General features: G+C 73.9%; 11 protein-coding genes. All 11 read right to left on the bottom strand.

The features are described from left to right. Window positions 1-12: 12 nt before the first annotated feature. The 11 genes from SXIN_RS18310 to SXIN_RS32320 all read right to left on the bottom strand — a co-directional run bounded on the left by SXIN_RS18310 (window position 13) and on the right by SXIN_RS32320 (window position 14,573). Window positions 13-822 (bottom strand): ABC transporter substrate-binding protein, encoded by an 810-nt coding sequence (locus tag SXIN_RS18310; RefSeq protein ID WP_039824379.1) that lies wholly within the window; start codon window positions 820-822, stop codon window positions 13-15. Window positions 823-1,280: 458 nt separating this feature from the next. Then, on the bottom strand, window positions 1,281-2,060 hold the full coding sequence (locus SXIN_RS18305; RefSeq protein ID WP_095758093.1) for a helix-turn-helix transcriptional regulator: 780 nt from the start codon (window positions 2,058-2,060) through the stop codon (window positions 1,281-1,283). Window positions 2,061-2,433: 373 nt separating this feature from the next. Beyond that, window positions 2,434-3,693 (bottom strand): galactokinase, encoded by a 1,260-nt coding sequence (gene galK / locus SXIN_RS18300; protein WP_019711775.1) that lies wholly within the window; start codon window positions 3,691-3,693, stop codon window positions 2,434-2,436. Next, the gene (gene galE / locus SXIN_RS18295) at window positions 3,690-4,832 is read right to left on the bottom strand and encodes a UDP-glucose 4-epimerase GalE (RefSeq protein ID WP_050931226.1); all 1,143 of its coding nucleotides are present in this window, start codon (window positions 4,830-4,832) and stop codon (window positions 3,690-3,692) included. Before galE ends, galK begins: the two co-directional genes overlap by 4 nt. Before the next feature lie 14 nt (window positions 4,833-4,846). Next, on the bottom strand, window positions 4,847-5,920 hold the full coding sequence (gene galT, locus SXIN_RS18290) for a galactose-1-phosphate uridylyltransferase (RefSeq protein ID WP_019711777.1): 1,074 nt from the start codon (window positions 5,918-5,920) through the stop codon (window positions 4,847-4,849). A 249-nt stretch (window positions 5,921-6,169) separates the two neighbouring features. After that, window positions 6,170-6,850, bottom strand: coding sequence for a response regulator transcription factor (locus SXIN_RS18285; RefSeq protein WP_039824399.1), 681 nt, complete (start codon window positions 6,848-6,850; stop codon window positions 6,170-6,172). Window positions 6,851-7,165: 315 nt separating this feature from the next. Further along, entirely contained in the window at window positions 7,166-9,277 is a 2,112-nt protein-coding gene (locus SXIN_RS18280) for an outer membrane protein assembly factor BamB family protein (RefSeq protein WP_095757230.1), read from the bottom strand. A gap of 247 nt (window positions 9,278-9,524) precedes the next feature. Then, a complete protein-coding gene (locus tag SXIN_RS18275; RefSeq protein WP_019711780.1) occupies window positions 9,525-11,345 on the bottom strand; it encodes an ABC-F family ATP-binding cassette domain-containing protein in 1,821 nt (606 codons plus the stop codon). A 138-nt stretch (window positions 11,346-11,483) separates the two neighbouring features. Further along, window positions 11,484-12,554: a 4-(cytidine 5'-diphospho)-2-C-methyl-D-erythritol kinase gene (locus SXIN_RS18270; RefSeq protein ID WP_272951816.1), complete on the bottom strand. Its 1,071-nt coding sequence runs from the start codon at window positions 12,552-12,554 to the stop codon at window positions 11,484-11,486. 44 nt (window positions 12,555-12,598) lie between these two features. Then, entirely contained in the window at window positions 12,599-13,573 is a 975-nt protein-coding gene (rsmA, locus tag SXIN_RS18265) for a 16S rRNA (adenine(1518)-N(6)/adenine(1519)-N(6))-dimethyltransferase RsmA (RefSeq protein ID WP_019711782.1), read from the bottom strand. 178 nt (window positions 13,574-13,751) lie between these two features. After that, window positions 13,752-14,573: a ubiquitin-like domain-containing protein gene (locus SXIN_RS32320; protein ID WP_019706137.1), complete on the bottom strand. Its 822-nt coding sequence runs from the start codon at window positions 14,571-14,573 to the stop codon at window positions 13,752-13,754. Window positions 14,574-15,543 lie beyond the last annotated feature (970 nt).

Raw genomic sequence — 15,543 nt, 5'->3', positions numbered from 1 at the left:
ACCGACGGGTGGTCAGGACTGGCCGTCCGGGCTGATGTCCACGCCGAACCACTTCTCGCTGAGCTCGGCGTAGGTCCCGTCGTCCCTGATCTCTTCGAGGGCCTTGTCCACCTCGGCGGTGAGCTTCGGGTTGCCCTTCTGGCTCGCGATGGAGGCGGGGTCCGGGAAGAGGATGTCGCCGGCCGGCTTGATGGCGATGCCGGTCTGCTTGATCTGGTAGAGGCCCAGGAGTTTCGTGGTGATCGCCGCGTCGATGCGGCCGTTGCCCAGCTCGGTCAGCGCCTCGTTGTCGCTGCTGTAGGTCTTGACCTCCGCGACCCCGGGCTGCTTCTTGGCGTACTCCTCGAAGGTCGTGCCGAGGACGACGCCGACCTTCGCGTCCTTGAGGTCGTCGACGGACGTGACCGGGGAGTCCTTGCCGACGAACAGCTGCGCGCCGGAGAGGTAGTACTCGCCGGTGAAGTCGACCTGCTTCTTCCGCTCGTCGGTCGCCGACATGGACCCGACGATCAGGTCGTACCGCTTGGCCTTCAGGCCGGCGACCAGTGAGTTGAACGGTCCGGTGACCGGGTTCGGCTTCAGGTCGAGGCGCTTCGCCAGTTCGTTGCCGAGCTCCAGGTCGAAGCCGGCGAGCGTGCCGTCGTCCTCGAAGTAGTTGAACGGCCGGTACTGGCCGCTCATCGCGAAGGTGAGCTTGCCGTCCTCGACGAGCTGGTAGTCGCGGGCCGGAGCGCCCTCGGAGTCCGAGTCGCCGCTGCCGCATCCGGCCGCCAGGACCATCACCAGAGAGCCGGTGAGTGCCAGCGCCGTACGTCTTGTCACACGTCCTGCAGATATCCGCATTGCCGAGCCTCCACGATCCGCGAGCCACAACCAGTCGATCGATTGATCGGTTGCCGGGAAACTACTGACCTGCACAGATGACTGTCAACAGTCGGAAGCACGGCCGCTGGTTACGTTTTGGGAAGCACTGCCGGACCTCAGCGTCCGCAATGCGGACACTCGGGGCGGCCGCCGCCGGGGCCCGAAAGCCGGAAGGTAAGGCATGGTCATGACAACTCTGCGCCGGAGCCCGCGGCCGGAACGGCGCCAGGAGCCGCAGACGGGCACCGCGGAAACCGCGACGCGGGACGGGGAGGGGCGCGGCCCCGCCCGAGGGCGGCGGACCGGCACGGTGGCGGACCGGGCCTGCGGCGGACCGGACGGCCGGGCGAGCCGGTACCTCGCGCCGGGAAACGGACGCCCGCACCGGCACCCGGGACGGATACCGGCGGCGCGTGTCAGCCCGTGCTGCCGACGGCGGGCAGGTCCTCCGCCGGGCCCACCCCGGCGCGGCGCGCGAGGGCGACCGCGGCGAGAGTGGAGTGCACCCCGAGCTTGCCCAGGACGTTCTGCATATGGGTGCGGACCGTGTGCGGGGAGAGGAACAGCCGTTCGGCGACGGCCTTACGGCCGAGGCCCGCCACCATGCACCGCAGCACCTCCCGCTCCCGCGGGGTCAGTGACTGCACCAGCCGCTCGCTCTCCGTGCGATGCTTGCGCGCCGCGGTCAGCTCCCGCAGGACACCGGTGAGCAGAGCGGGCGGCAGATGGGTCTCCCCGCGGAGCACCCCGCGTATGACGGCCAGCAGCCGGGAGAGCGAGCAGTCCTTGGCGACCCAGCCGGAGGCCCCGGCCTGCAGGGCCGCCGCGGCGCGCGCCGAGTCGTCCCGCTCGGCGAGCACCACCGTACGGACCGCGGGCCGCCGTTCGCGGACGCCGGCGACCAGGGATATGCCGTCCACGGCGCCGCGCTCCGCGCCGCCGGCCCGGGCGGTGCCGATGGCGGTCGGGCCGTTCCTCGCCGCCCCGGGCACCGGCGGGGCGCAGCCCAGGTCGGCGTCGACGAGCATGACGTCGAACCGGCGGCCGTCCGCGGCGGCCCGCTCCAGACAGCGCAGCGCCGCCGGCCCACTGCCCGCCGCCGCCACCTCGACGTCCTGTTCGGCGGCGAGAGCGGCGGCGAGCGACTCGGCGAAGATGCGGTGGTCGTCCACCACCAGCACCCTGATGACTGTCACTGAGGAACCCCCCTGTATCGGGACGATCCAGCGGGCCCGGCGCCCGGCTGCTCCGGCGCCCGGGGCCGTGGCCGGGATGCTCCCGGCCGGCCGCCGCCGTACCGGACCCACCCCGGGTGCCGTACCCGACCGCCTCGCCCCCTTCATCGGCACCGGCCCCCACCGGTGCTGAGCATCAGCGTACGGATGCACTCCGACAAGTGAAGTGGATTGGCGAAAGTGTTCGCCCCGGACGTTCGACCTGTGTTCGCTGATACTTCTTGTGCAAGAAATCGACTGGGAATGCCGTTGTGCGCCCGCGTGACCGCCGGTACCCCCGCGCCCCGGGCGGCCGCCGGACACCGTACGCGCCGCCCGGCGCCGGACGGCCGGTTCAGGCCAGCCGGCGCGCGCCCGCCGACGGTACGGCCGGGAAGACCCGGGGCTCACGGTGCCCGGCCGCCGCGAAGGCCTTAGTGACCGCCTTCGCCACCGGCTCCGCCGCCGCCTCCTCCACCAGCGCGATCGCCGAGCCGCCGAAGCCGCCGCCCGTCATCCGCGCCCCGAGCGCACCCGCGGCACACGCGGACTCCACCGCCAGGTCGAGCTCCGGGCAGGACACCTCGAAGTCGTCGCGGAGCGAGGCGTGCCCGGCGGTGAGCAGCGGGCCGACGCCGCGCGTGTCCCCGGCCCCGAGGCGGGCGGTGACCTCCTCCACGCGCCGGTTCTCGGTGACGACATGGCGCACCCGGCGGCGCAGCGTCTCGTCACCGAGCCGGGAGAGCGCTTCGTCCAGTTGCCCGAGGGCGACGTCGCGCAGGGCGGGGACGTCCAGGAGGGCGGCGCCCTCCTCACAGCTCGCGCGCCGCTCCGCGTAGGCGCTGTCGCCCAGGGCGTGCTGGACGCGGGTGTCCACGACCAGCAGGCGCAGCCCGTCGGCGGCGAGGTCGAACGGTACCTGCCGCTGGGTCAGGTCGCGGGTGTCGAGGTGCAGGGCGTGGCCCGCGGTGCAGCAGGCGGAGGCCGTCTGGTCCATGATCCCGCAGGGCATGCCGACGAAGACGTTCTCGGCGCGCTGCGCCAGCCGCGCCAACTGCCAGGGGCGCAGCCCCAGTCCGTGGAGGTCGTTGAGCGCGAGCGCGGTGACGATCTCCAGGGCGGCGGAGGAGGACAGCCCGGCGCCGACCGGGACGGTCGAACTCACGTGCAGGTCCAGGCCGGTGACCGGGTGGCCGGCGTCGCGCAGCGCCCACACCACGCCGGCGGGGTACGCGGCCCAGCCCAAGCCGGGCGCGCCGGGCTCCAGGGCGTCGGCGCGCAGTTCGACCACGCCGCCGGGCACATCGCCGGAGTGCAGGCGCAGCACGCCGTCGTCGCGGCGGGACACGGCGGCGCGGGCGGTGTGCGGGAGGGCCAGCGGGAGCACGTATCCGTCGTTGTAGTCGGTGTGCTCGCCGATGAGGTTGACGCGGCCGGGGGCGGCCCACAGCCCTTCGGGCTCGTAGCCGTACAGGGCCGCGAAGGTGCCGGCGAGCTGCTCGTCGGATACGGGCCCGTCCGTCTCCGGGGTTTCCGTTCCGGTGCGGGCGCCCGGCCCGGCTCCGGGGGTCCGGTGGGGGCCGTGGCTCCCGCCGGCCGTCTGCTGGTCCGTCACGCTTCCGCCGTTCTTCCGCTCTCGTGCTCCGTCGTCCCGTGCTCCGACGGAGCCTTCCCCGCGCCGCCGTTCCGGGCCAGGGCGAACTCCCAGGCGTCCCGGACGATGTCGGCCAGCCCGGGGCGCGCGGGCTTCCAGCCCAGGCGGGTCCGGGCGCGCTCCGCGGAGGCGACGAGCACGGCCGGGTCGCCCGGGCGGCGGGGGGCGGCGTTCTCGGGCACCGGGTGGCCGGTGACCCGGCGGACGGTCTCGATCACCTCCCGGACGGAGAAGCCGTTGCCGTTGCCGAGGTTGCAGATCAGGTGCTCACCCGGGGCGGCGCCGTCCAGGGCGAGGAGGTGCGCCTCGGCGAGGTCGGAGACGTGGATGTAGTCGCGGACGCAGGTGCCGTCCGGCGTCGGGTAGTCGTCGCCGTAGACGGAGACGGCCTCCCGCCGGCCGAGCGCGACCTGCAGCACCAGCGGGATGAGATGGGACTCGGGGTCGTGCAGCTCGCCGTGGAGGGAGCCGCCGGCGGACCGGTGGGCACCCGCGACGTTGAAGTAGCGCAACGAGACGGCGGCGAGGCCGTGGGCGGCGCACTCGCCGCCGATCATGTGGTCGACCGCGAGCTTGGACGCGCCGTAGGGGCTGGTGGGCGCGGTGGCGTCGGTCTCGGCGACGGGTACGGACTCCGGGTCGCCGTAGGTGGCGGCGGTGGACGAGAAGACGAGCCGGCGCACTCCGGCGGCGCGCATCGCGGCGAGGAGCTCCATGGTCCCGCCGACGTTGTTGCGCCAGTACTTCTCCGGGTCCGCCACGGACTCCCCGACCTGCGAGAACGCGGCGAAGTGCAGCACACCGTCGTACGAGCCGTCGATCCGGCCCGCGCCGGCCGGCGAGGTCAGCTCCTGGACGCGGCCCTCGATGAACTCCGCGCCCGCCGGGACCGCTTCGCGGTGTCCGGTGGACAGGTCGTCCAGCACGGTCACCCGGTGGCCGGCGTCGAGCAGATGCGCCGCGACGACACTGCCGACGTAGCCGGCTCCGCCGGTGACGAGGTACTTCCGCCCGCCGCCCGGTTCCCCGCCGGTGGCGCCGCCGGGCCGCCCGGCCGCACTCTCGTCCCCGCGTCCGCTTCCGTCCCCGCTTCCGTTCACGATCCCGCTCCCGTTCACTCGTCCGCCACCTCACGCAGCCGTGCCGCCGCCGTCTCCGGCGGCACATCGTTGATGAACACCCTCATGCCGGACTCGGAACCCGCGAGGAACTTCAGCTTGCCGGAAGTGCGGCGGATGGTGAAGAGCTCGAGGTGGAGCGCGAACTCCTCGCGTTCCACGGGGCGTTCCCCCCATCCGCGCAGCGGTGCCTGGTGCCAGCCGGAGATGTACGGGGTGGGCGGCTCGTCCGGGCCGAACACCCGGTCGAAGCGGCGCAGCAGGTCCAGATAGATCCGCGGGAACTCGGCACGGGCCTGCTCGCCGAGCGCGGGCAGGTCGGGCACCCGCCGGCGGGGGTAGAGGTGCACCTCGTACGGCCAGTGCGCGGCGTACGGCACGAAGGCCGTCCAGTGCTCGCCCTCGACGACGACGCGGCTGCCGTCCTTGCGTTCATCCGCGACGGTGTCGTCGAACAGGTTGCCGCCGGTGCGCTCGCGGTGGGCGGCGAGCGAGCGGAGGACGCGTTCGGTGTGCGGGGTGGTGAAGGGATAGGCGTAGATCTGGCCGTGCGGGTGGCCCAGGGTGACGCCGATCTCGCGGCCCCGGTTCTCGAAGCAGTAGATCTGCTCGACGCCGGGGTGCCGGGACAGTTCGGCGGTGCGGTCCGTCCAGGCGTCCAGGACGAGCCGGGCGCGGTCCTCGGTGAGATCGGCGAAGGATGCATCGTGGTCGGCGGTGAAGCAGACCACCTCGCAGCGGCCCGCGTCGCCGGTGAGGGAGGGGAAGCGGTTCTCGAACACGGCGACGTCGTAGTCGGCGGCGGGTATCTCGGTGAGCCGGTCCTCGCGGGAGGGGCAGAGCGGGCAGGCGTCGGCCGGCGGGTGGTAGGTGCGGCCCTGCCGGTGGGAGGCGATGACGACGGAGTCACCGAGGAGGGGATCGCGGCGGATCTCCGACGCGGTGGCGACGGAGCCGAGCGGCCGCCGGTCGGCGGCGTCGCGCGGGGCGCGGGCACTGCCGGCCGTGCCGTCGCCGTCGTAGTAGATCAGCTCGCGGCCGTCCGCGAGCTTCGTCACCGTCTTCTTCACCGAGGCTCCTAGCGATGTTCTCCCAGCAGAACGATAGCAAACATAATCCAACACAACAGCGCAGAAGAAAACGAGGATGCGGTCGGGAGTGTGCGCCCGCGCCCCGGGCGCGGTGGATGAGCGGCCGCCGCCGAGGGTTCCGCGGCTTCCTGCGGCCGGCTTTCGCCGGCCCCTGGCGGGCCGGGTTCCGGGCTTCCGGGCTCCGCGCTTCCGGCGGTGTCCCCGTGGCCCGCGCCCGGGCCGCCGGGTTCAGTCCTGGTCCTGCCGGTCCGCCGCCCGGTCCAGCAGTCCCGTACGGGCGGCCAGCGCCGCCGCCTCCAGCCGGGAGCCGACGCCCAGCTTCATCAGCACCCGCTGCACATGGGTGCGGGCGGTGCTGGGCGCTATCCCCATGCCCGCCGCGATCACCCGGGTGTCCTCGCCCTCCGCGACCCGCATCAGCACCTCGACCTCACGAGGCGTCAGGATGCGCAGCAGCCGCGTCGCCTCGTCGTCCGGCTGGGCGGCGGGGTTGAGGAGTTCCGCGAACGCGCCCTGGAGCAGTTGCGGCGCCACCGCCGCCTCGCCCGCGCGGGCCTTCACCATGGCGCGTTCCACGCCCTCGATGCGCTCGTCCTGCCGTACGTAACCGGAGGCGCCGGCCGCGAAGGCCGCCGCTATGCCGCGCGGGTTCGGCACCGGGCCCAGCACGACCACCGCCACCTGCGGCCGCTCCCGCCTGATCCGCACCACCGGCTCGAACGCGCCGGGTTCCTCCGGAGCCGCGGTGCCCAGCAGGCACACCTCCGGCGCCCTGCTCACCACCAGGTCCGCCGCCCCGGCACCCGGCGCCGCGGCGGCCAGCACGCGGTGGCCACGCAGTTTGAGAGCCGAGGCCAACGCCTCGGCGAGCAGACGGTGGTCATCGACCACGATGAGCCGCACGCCCATGAGCTCCTCCCCCATCCCCGAAGCCCCCGGGCTCCCTTGGACGGGGAAGCTACACGTTTGCGCGGCCTCACGCGCCCCTTACCTGGGAAAAGCGCCATGGAACGCCGGAATACCAGTCAATTCGGGACTGGATTGCGTCAGGCTCGGTCAGAGGAAGATCGTTCGGCGACGGAGCCGCGGACGGGCGGCAGCAGGCCCGCGGACGGGCCGCGCAGGGTCCGCGCGAGGCCGGACGAGAAGCCGAAGGGCCCGGCGGGCACGCGTCATACGTGCCGGCCGGGCCCTTCCGCCCGCCGCTGAGGCGGAACAGCGGGATCACTCGCTGCCGAAGACCACCAGCAGGTATTCCTTCCGGTCCAGGGAGGAGCTCCGCTCCGACATGAGCGTCTGGCCCATGTAGAGCCGCCCGCCCTCGTAGAGCAGCCGGACGTTCAGCGACGGCCGGTAGCTGGACTCCGTCTCGATGGAGTCCTTCGGGTTCTTCAGATAGACCGTGCTCTTCAGCGTCTTCGGGTCGATGGCCATCACCTGGCCGCCCTGGTCGTAGGTCGGCTCCATGTAGGCCAGGAGCGTGTCGCCCTCCATCTGGAGCGGCGTCATGACACGGCGTCCGCCGGCCTCCGCCTTGCCCCTCGCCTTGCCGGTGTCCAGGTCGAAGGCGACGATCTCGTTGGTCCGCCCGTAGTCCTCCTCCTGGCTCTCGTGCTCCTCCGTGCCCATGTAGAGGGAGTCCTCGTCGACGGCGACCATCTTGCAGTCCTCGACCTCGACGGCGCTGCAGCGGACGGTGTACTTGCCGTTCTCCGTGGAGATACGGCTGCGCATCTTGCCCTTGTCGTCGATCGCGATGATGTCGGACGTGCCGACGGCACCGCCCGCGTCGACGCCGATCACCAGGGGTTCGGTGGAGATGACGTGCACATAGTCGATGCCTTCGGGCACGTCGTACGAGAACTGCGGCTTGCCGGAGGACGGGTCGAGCTTCTGCACCTCGATCTTCGGGGAGTCGTAGCTGCCGCACTTGCGCACCGCGACCAGCCCGGTGCCGCCGCCGTAGCCGGCGTCCTCGCAGTCGGAGGTCTGGTCGGGGCGCCACAGCTCCTTGCCGCTGTCGAGCTTCCACGCCGCGCCGCCGTAGAGGCCGCCTGCCGCCACCACGTCCGGGCCGACCGTCACCTCGGAGAAGCGCACGTTCTCGTCACCGAGCGAAACCTGCTTCTCCCACAGCTTCTTGCCGGTGTTGACGTCGAACGCGGCGACCCGGCTGCACGGCTGGACGCGGCCGTCGCTGCCGACCTTGCCGTCCTGGAAGAGAACCGCCGCCTTGCCGTCCTCGCTGGTGTGCTTGGAACCCCAGCAGATCTGGCCGGCCAGCTCCAGGGTCCACTTCTCCTTGCCGTCGGCCTTGTTGTAGCCGACCACGGAGTTGAGCGAGCCCTTGGCGAAGGCCTTGTCGGTCACCCAGAGGCCGTCGACCTTGGTGACATCCGTGAGCTTGGGCTTGTCGACGGAGAAAAGCAGTTCGGCGTCGGTCTTCGCGGGCTTCTCGCCGCCGCTGCCGTCACCGCCGCTGCCGTCGTCCCCGCCGGTGCCGTCCGAGGAGTTCCCGGCCGTGTCCTTCTTGCCGTCGCCGTCGTCGTCGCCGGAGGCCGCGAAGAAGACACCGCCGCCGATGATCAGCAGCACGGCGACGGCCGCGGCGACGATGATCATCATGCGCTGCTTGCTGCCCTGGCCGCCGCCCTGCGGCATGCCCGCGGCGGGCATCGGGCCGGTGGGCGGGTACATGGCGTACTGCTGCTGGCCGTAGGGCGGCTGGCCGGGCTGGCCATAGGGCTGGCCGGGCTGACCATACGGCGGCTGACCGGGCTGGCCCGGCTGACCGTACGGCGGCTGGCCCGGGTAGCCGTAGCCGGGCTGGGCCGGGGGCTGCTGCGGGTAGCCGTACCCCGGCTGCGCTCCCGGGGGCTGCTGGGGATAGCCGTAGCCCGGCTGCTGCCCCGGGGGCGGCGGGACCGGTGCGCCGAAGCCCCCGGCGGGCGGCGGTCCGGCCGGGGCCGGCGGTGCCTGCGGGGGCTGACCGGCCGGCGGTGCCTGCGGGGGCTGACCAGAAGGCCGGGGAGGCTCCCCGGCGGGCTGGGACGGCTCCGTTCCCGGCGCCTCCCGCTTCGCCAGATCCGGCTTGGCCGGACCGGGCTGCGCGGAATCGGGCTGGGCCGGACCGGCCTGGGCGGAGTCGGACTCGGCGGGGTCCTGCCGTGACGAATCCGCGGGATCCGGCTCGGCGGGGCCGGAACCGGACGGAGGTGCCGGAGGCGGGCCGAAGCCGCCGCCCTGGCCCTGGGCCTGCCCGTCGGCATCGGAGTGGGAGTCGCCCCCGGGCGGACCGGAGGGGGGCTGATTGGGCGGTTGCGGCGGCTGCGACATCAGTTTTCCTCTTCACGCGGGCACATGGCCCGATATCGGTCTCCCCCGCGTCACCGGTGGGCGTGAAGCTCTCCGGAACGGAGCGAATCGGACACGAGGCCCGCCTGCCAAGGGCAGGGCGAGCAAGGCTCTTTGTATCACCCGGTTCGAACGGCGCAGCGGCCGCTTTCCCGGCTATCGAACAGCTGAGACCGGCCCGTGACGCGCTTGTTGCCGGGCCGCCGCCTCCGCCCCCGGCGGGGCCGGCTCAGACCCCGTCGGCGAGTTCCAGCCAGCGGGTCTCCAACTCTTCGCGTTCCGCGACGAGTTCGCGGAGCTCCGCGTCGAGCTTCGCCACTTTCTCGAAGTCCGTGGCGTGCTCCGCGATCTGGGCGTGCAGCCCGGACTCCTGTTCGCCGATGCGGTCGAGCCGGCGTTCGATGCGCTGGAGATCCTTCTTCGCGGCACGGGCGTCCTTGGCACCGGCTCCGCCCGGCGTCTTCTGCCGTGCCGCCGAGGGCGCGGCGGCCGGGGCGGACGCCTTGTCCTGCGCGAGGACCCGCTGCCGGCGTTCCAGGTACTCGTCGATGCCGCGCGGCAGCATCCGCAGCGTGGCGTCACCGAGCAGGGCCATGACGCGGTCCGTGGTGCGCTCCAGGAAGTACCGGTCGTGGCTGATGACCACCAGGGAGCCGGGCCAGCCGTCGAGCAGGTCCTCCAGCTGGGTCAGCGTCTCGATGTCGAGGTCGTTGGTCGGCTCGTCGAGGAACAGGACGTTGGGCTCGTCCATGAGCAGCCGCAGGATCTGCAGACGGCGGCGCTCACCACCGGAGAGGTCGGCGACCGGCGTCCACTGCTTCTCCTTGGTGAAGCCGAACTTCTCGCAGAGCTGCGAGGCGGTCATCTCGCGGCCCTTGCCGAGGTCGACCCGCTGCCGGATCCGCTCGACGGCCTCCAGCACCCGCCAGCCGCGGTCGAGTTCGGCGACCTCCTGGGAGAGATGGGCGAGCTTGACCGTCCTGCCGACCTTGATCCTCCCGGCCGCGGGCTGCCGCTCGCCCCCGCTGTACGCGGCCTCGGCCAGCGCCCGCAGCAGCGACGTCTTGCCCGCGCCGTTCACGCCGACCAGGCCGACGCGGTCGCCCGGGCCGAGCTGCCAGGTGAGGTGTTTCAGCAGCTCCTTCTCACCGGCCCGTACGGTCACGTCCTCCAGTTCGAACACCGTCTTGCCGAGGCGGGAGTTGGCGAACTTCATCAGCTCCGCGGTGTCGCGCGGCGGCGGCACGTCCGCGATCAGCTCGTTGGCCGCCTCGATCCGGAACCGCGGCTTGCTCGTGCGGGCCGGGGCGCCGCGGCGCAGCCACGCCAGCTCCTTGCGCATCAGGTTCTGCCGCTTGGTCTCCTCGGTGGCGGCGATCCTCTCCCGCTCGGCCCGGGCGAAGACGTAGTCGGAGTAGCCGCCCTCGTACTCGTGGACGGCGCCGCGCTGGACGTCCCACATGCGGGTGGCGACCTGGTCGAGGAACCAGCGGTCGTGGGTGACGACGACCAGGGCGGAGCGGCGGGCCCGGAGGTGGCCGGCGAGCCAGGAGATCCCCTCGACGTCGAGGTGGTTCGTCGGCTCGTCGAGGACGATCAGGTCCTGTTCGGCGATGAGGAGCTTGGCGAGGGCGATCCGGCGGCGCTCGCCGCCGGAGAGCGGGCCGATGACCGTGTCCGGGCCCTGCGGGAAGCCCGGCATGTCCAGACCGCCGAAGAGGCCGGTGATGATGTCGCGGATCCGCGCGTTGCCCGCCCACTCGTGGTCGGCGAGGTCGCCGATGACTTCCTGGCGGACGGTGGCCGCCGGGTCGAGCGAGTCGTGCTGCGTCAGCACGCCGAGGCGGAGACCGCCCGCGTGGGTGACCCGGCCGTCGTCGGGGGTCTCCAGCTTGGCGAGGATGCGGACGAGGGTGGTCTTGCCGTCACCGTTGCGGCCGACGACGCCGATCCGGTCTCCCTCGTTGACGCCGAGGGAGACGCCGTCGAGCAGCGCACGGGTGCCGTACACCTTTCCGACGGCTTCCAGATTGACGAGGTTCGTGGCCATTCCGCTCCTGATTCCACGCCGCGCTGGGCGGCGTCCGTGTGGGTGCCTTCCAGGGTAGTCGCCGCGGGCGGACCGGCCGGACGGGCCGTGGACAACCCCGCGGGCGCGGAGCACGGCGGGCCGCGGGCGGCGCGCTCCCTACGCGGACGGGTACGCGGCGGGTGTGAGCAAGGTCGCTCCGGCGGCCGGGGACGCGGCGACGCGGGCGGTGCGGCAGGTGCCGGAGTCGCGCAGGGCACGGGCCAGGAGCTCCGCCTCGCGGGCCGACCCGGCGAGGAACGCGGTGGTCGGGCCGGAGCCGGAGACGAGGCCGGCCAGGGCGCCGGCCCGCGCCCCCGCCGCGAGCGTGTCCGCCAGGGAGGGGCGCAGCGAGAGTGCCGCGGCCTGGAGGTCGTTGCCGGCCCCGCCGGCCATGAGGGCGTCCGCCAGTGCGGCGGCGTCCCCGGCGGCCAGGGCGTCGAGGAGCGGGCGGGACGGTTCCGGATCGGGGATGTCCGTCACGGTGGCGCCCGTGCCGGAGAGCTCGCGCAGCCGGTCGCACTCCCGGTAGACGGCCGGGGTGGAGAGGCCGCCGTCCGCGACGGCGAAGACCCAGTGGAAGGCGCCGCCCACGTCCAGCGGGGTGAGCTGTTCGCCCCGGCCCCGGCCCAGCGCCGCGCCGCCCAGCAGGCTGAACGGTACGTCGCTGCCCAACTCCGCGCAGATGTCCAGGAGTTCCTCGCGGCTCGCCCCGGTGCCCCACAGGGCGTCGCAGGCGAGCAGGGCCCCGGCGGCGTCGGCGCTGCCCCCCGCCATGCCGCCGGCGACGGGGATGTCCTTGGCGATGTGGAGCCGCACCCGCGGCTCGGTCCCGTGGCGGGCGGCCAGGAGTTCCGCCGCCCGGACCGCGAGGTTGGTGCGGTCCAGCGGCACCTGGCCGGCGTCCGGGCCGGTGACGGTGACGGTGATGCCCGGCGCACCGGCCGGGACGGCCGTGATCTCGTCGTACAGGCCGACGGCGAGGAAGACGTTGGCGAGGTCGTGGAAACCGTCCGGCCGGAGCCCGCCGACGGCCAGCTGCACATTCACCTTCGCCGGTACGCGGACGGTGACGGACCCGTGCTCCGCCGCACGGTCCGGTCGGGCGGCCGGGCCGCCCTGACCGCCCTGGCCGCTGGGACTGTGCGGGCTGCTCGGGCTGTGCTGCCCGTGCGCGCTGATTCCGGTCACTGGGGGTGCTCCGTATCGTTCGTCCGGTCCGCTGCCGTCGCTGCTCACCGCTGCTGACGGCGCCTGGTCTCGTGCCCGCCGGTCCGCCCGCCGCCCGTACGGCCAGCGGTCCCGGTTCCGGGGGCGGCGGCGGTCCCGGGCTCGCGTCCGGGCTTGTGCTCCGCGATCGCCGCGAACTCCTCCACCGTCAGCGACTCGCCACGCGCCTGCGGCGACACCCCCGCCGCCACCAGCGCCTCCTCAGCCGCGGCGGCGGAACCGGCCCAGCCCGCGAGCGCCGCGCGGAGCGTCTTGCGCCGCTGGGCGAAGGCGGCGTCCACGACCGCGAACACGTCCTCCCGTGCAGCCGCCGTCCGCAGCGGCTCGCCACGGCGAACCAGCGAGACCAGCCCGGAGTCGACGTTGGGCGCCGGCCAGAACACGTTGCGCCCGATGGATCCGGCGCGCTTCACCGTCGCGTACCAGGCGGCCTTCACCGACGGCACGCCGTACACCTTGGAGCCCGGCGGCGCGGCGAGCCGGTCGGCCACCTCTGCCTGCACCATGACGAGCGTGCGTTCGATGCTGGGGAAGCGTTCCAGCATGTGCAGCAGAACGGGCACCGCGACGTTGTACGGAAGGTTGGCCACCAGGGCCGTCGGCGGCGGGCCGGGCAGTTCGGTGACGCGCATCGCGTCCGAGTGCACCAGCGCGAAGCGGTCGGCGCGCTCCGGCAGCCGTGCGCCGACGGTGGCCGGGAGCGCGGCCGCCAGGACGTCGTCGATCTCGACCGCCACCACGCGGTCGGCGGCCTCCAGCAGCGCCAGGGTCAGCGATCCCAGCCCCGGGCCGATCTCCACGACCGTGTCCTCGGGCCGCACTTCGGCGGTCCGGACGATACGGCGCACCGTGTTGGCGTCGATGACGAAGTTCTGGCCGCGCTGCTTGGTGGGGCGCACGCCCAGGGCGGCGGCCAGTTCGCGGACGTCGGCGGGGCCCAGGAGGGGGCCGGGCCCGTCGGTGTCGGTGCTCGTGCTCACCCGTGAAGCTTACGGCCGCGGCGGGGACCGGCAGCCGCCCGCCCGTCCGGGTGCGGGCGAACCCGGCCCGGGCGTTCCGGACCAGCGGTCCGTTCGGACAGCCCGGCCGGACAGCCGGTCGGACCCGCGGTCCGGTTCGGACCCGCGGCCCGGTCGGACCCGCAGTCCGCACCGGTCCTCACGCGTTCGGTCCGGGCCCGCAGTCCGGCCAGAGGAGCGCACCTCGCTGGACGTACAGCTTCTTGGCCCCGACCGTCCGGTCGCCCGGCGGTGCGTACCGGGGCCGCCCGGCGGACACGCAAGGGGCCATGGCGGCCCCGGTATGCACCTCCGCGCCCCGGAGGAGGACCGGATGGGCCCGCCGGACCGCGGGGTACGGAATCGGTTCCTCCCGGACCCGTCGATCCACGCGGCCCCGCAGCACCCTGAGGACTCCGCGGTCGCGGGGAAAGGTGTCCGGCGGCGGGAACGTGGTGTCCCGGCCGCGCAGCACGACCCCGGCCTCCGCCACGGCGTCCCTGACCGTGCCCGCGTTGGTGCGCAGAGTGCGCTGCCGTCCGTCGGCGGTCACCGTGACGGTCCGCCGGGTCCGCACCTCCAGGACGAGCCCGGAGCGCGGAATGCCGGCCCAGTGCGGCACGGAGAGATACGCGCCCTCCGCGGGCACCCGGAGTTCGCGCAGCGCGCCCCGGACCGTGGCGGCGGTGGTCCAGCGGGCGCGCCGCTCGGTGTCGACGGTGAGATCCAGGGGCTTGCCGCGGCGCACGGCGATCCGGTCGCCGTGCGCGAGGGGACGCCCGGGCACGGGGTCCACGGCATCGTGCGGGCCCAGGCGCACGCCTTCGTCATCGAGGAGTTCACCGGTGTCGCCGGCGAAGGTGTGCAGGGTGCGCTGCCGGCCGTCGACGCTCAGCCGGACGGCCTTGTCGTGAGCGAGGAACGCCCACGTACCGCCCGCCAGCGCGACCACGACGAGAGCCTGCGGGAGCAGCCTGCGCAACCGCTCCGGGCGCGTCGGCCGGTGCCTGCGCCGCGCCGCCCGCCGCGTCCCGCCCCGGCCATATCCCGGGCCCAGGGGCGGGGCGGGGACGGACGAGGCCACGGCGGACGGCGCGTCGGACACCGGACCGGCCGGGGGGATCCCGGCCGGGCGGACCGGAGGCCGGACCGGTGGAGGGGCCGGCGGAAGGACCGGCGGAAGGACCGACCAACTGGCCCCGCCTCCGTACGGGTTGGCGTTCTCCGGAGCGGTCCGCGGCACCGACGGCAGATCGCGCGGTTCGGTGCGGGCACTGGACGGGTCGTACGGCGGGTGGGTGTAGGGGCCGTGCGACTCGGGAAGCGTGTCGCCCTCCCGGCGCGGGACACGCGGCGGAGCGCCGTAACCGCCCGGCGGCGGCGCGGGGTGGGCACTGTGCCCGTACGGGGCACGATGGGCGCCGTGGGGCGTCCGCGGCGGACTCTGCGGTCCCGGGGGAGGCGGTGGGGACGGCGGCGAGGTCCGGAAGACCGGAGGGGCTGGAGGAGCCGGAGGAACCGGAGGGGAGGGCGGGGAGGGCGGGGAGCTGGGCGGAGGCACCGCCGAGGCCATCCACGTCGTCACCCCCGGCGATGGCGCCGAGGATGCCGGAGGTGCCGAAGGCGCCACGGGCCACAGAGGTGGGAGAGGCCGCGGAGGCGCCGGGGACGCCTCCCGGAATGCCGAAGGTGCCGCAGGCGACGCCGGGGGCCCCGCCGGTGCGGCACCCGGCGAGGACGGCGCCGGGTCTCCGCAGAACCAGCCGCCCGGCCACCGCCCGCCGGGCGCGCTCGCGCCCCCGTGCTCCGCCGTGGTTCCCGGCTCCGCATGGACTCCGGACGCGGGTGCGGGTGCGGATCCCGCCCCCACGCCGTCCCCGTCGGCCGGTCCACGGCCGCCGCGGCGTTCGCCCCGGTGACTCCCCTGATGTGTGCTCACAACGCTCCACTGT

Source organism: Streptomyces xinghaiensis S187, assembly GCF_000220705.2.
GTDB classification, from domain to species: domain Bacteria; phylum Actinomycetota; class Actinomycetes; order Streptomycetales; family Streptomycetaceae; genus Streptomyces; species Streptomyces xinghaiensis.
This window is presented reverse-complemented; position numbering and strand designations above follow the sequence as displayed.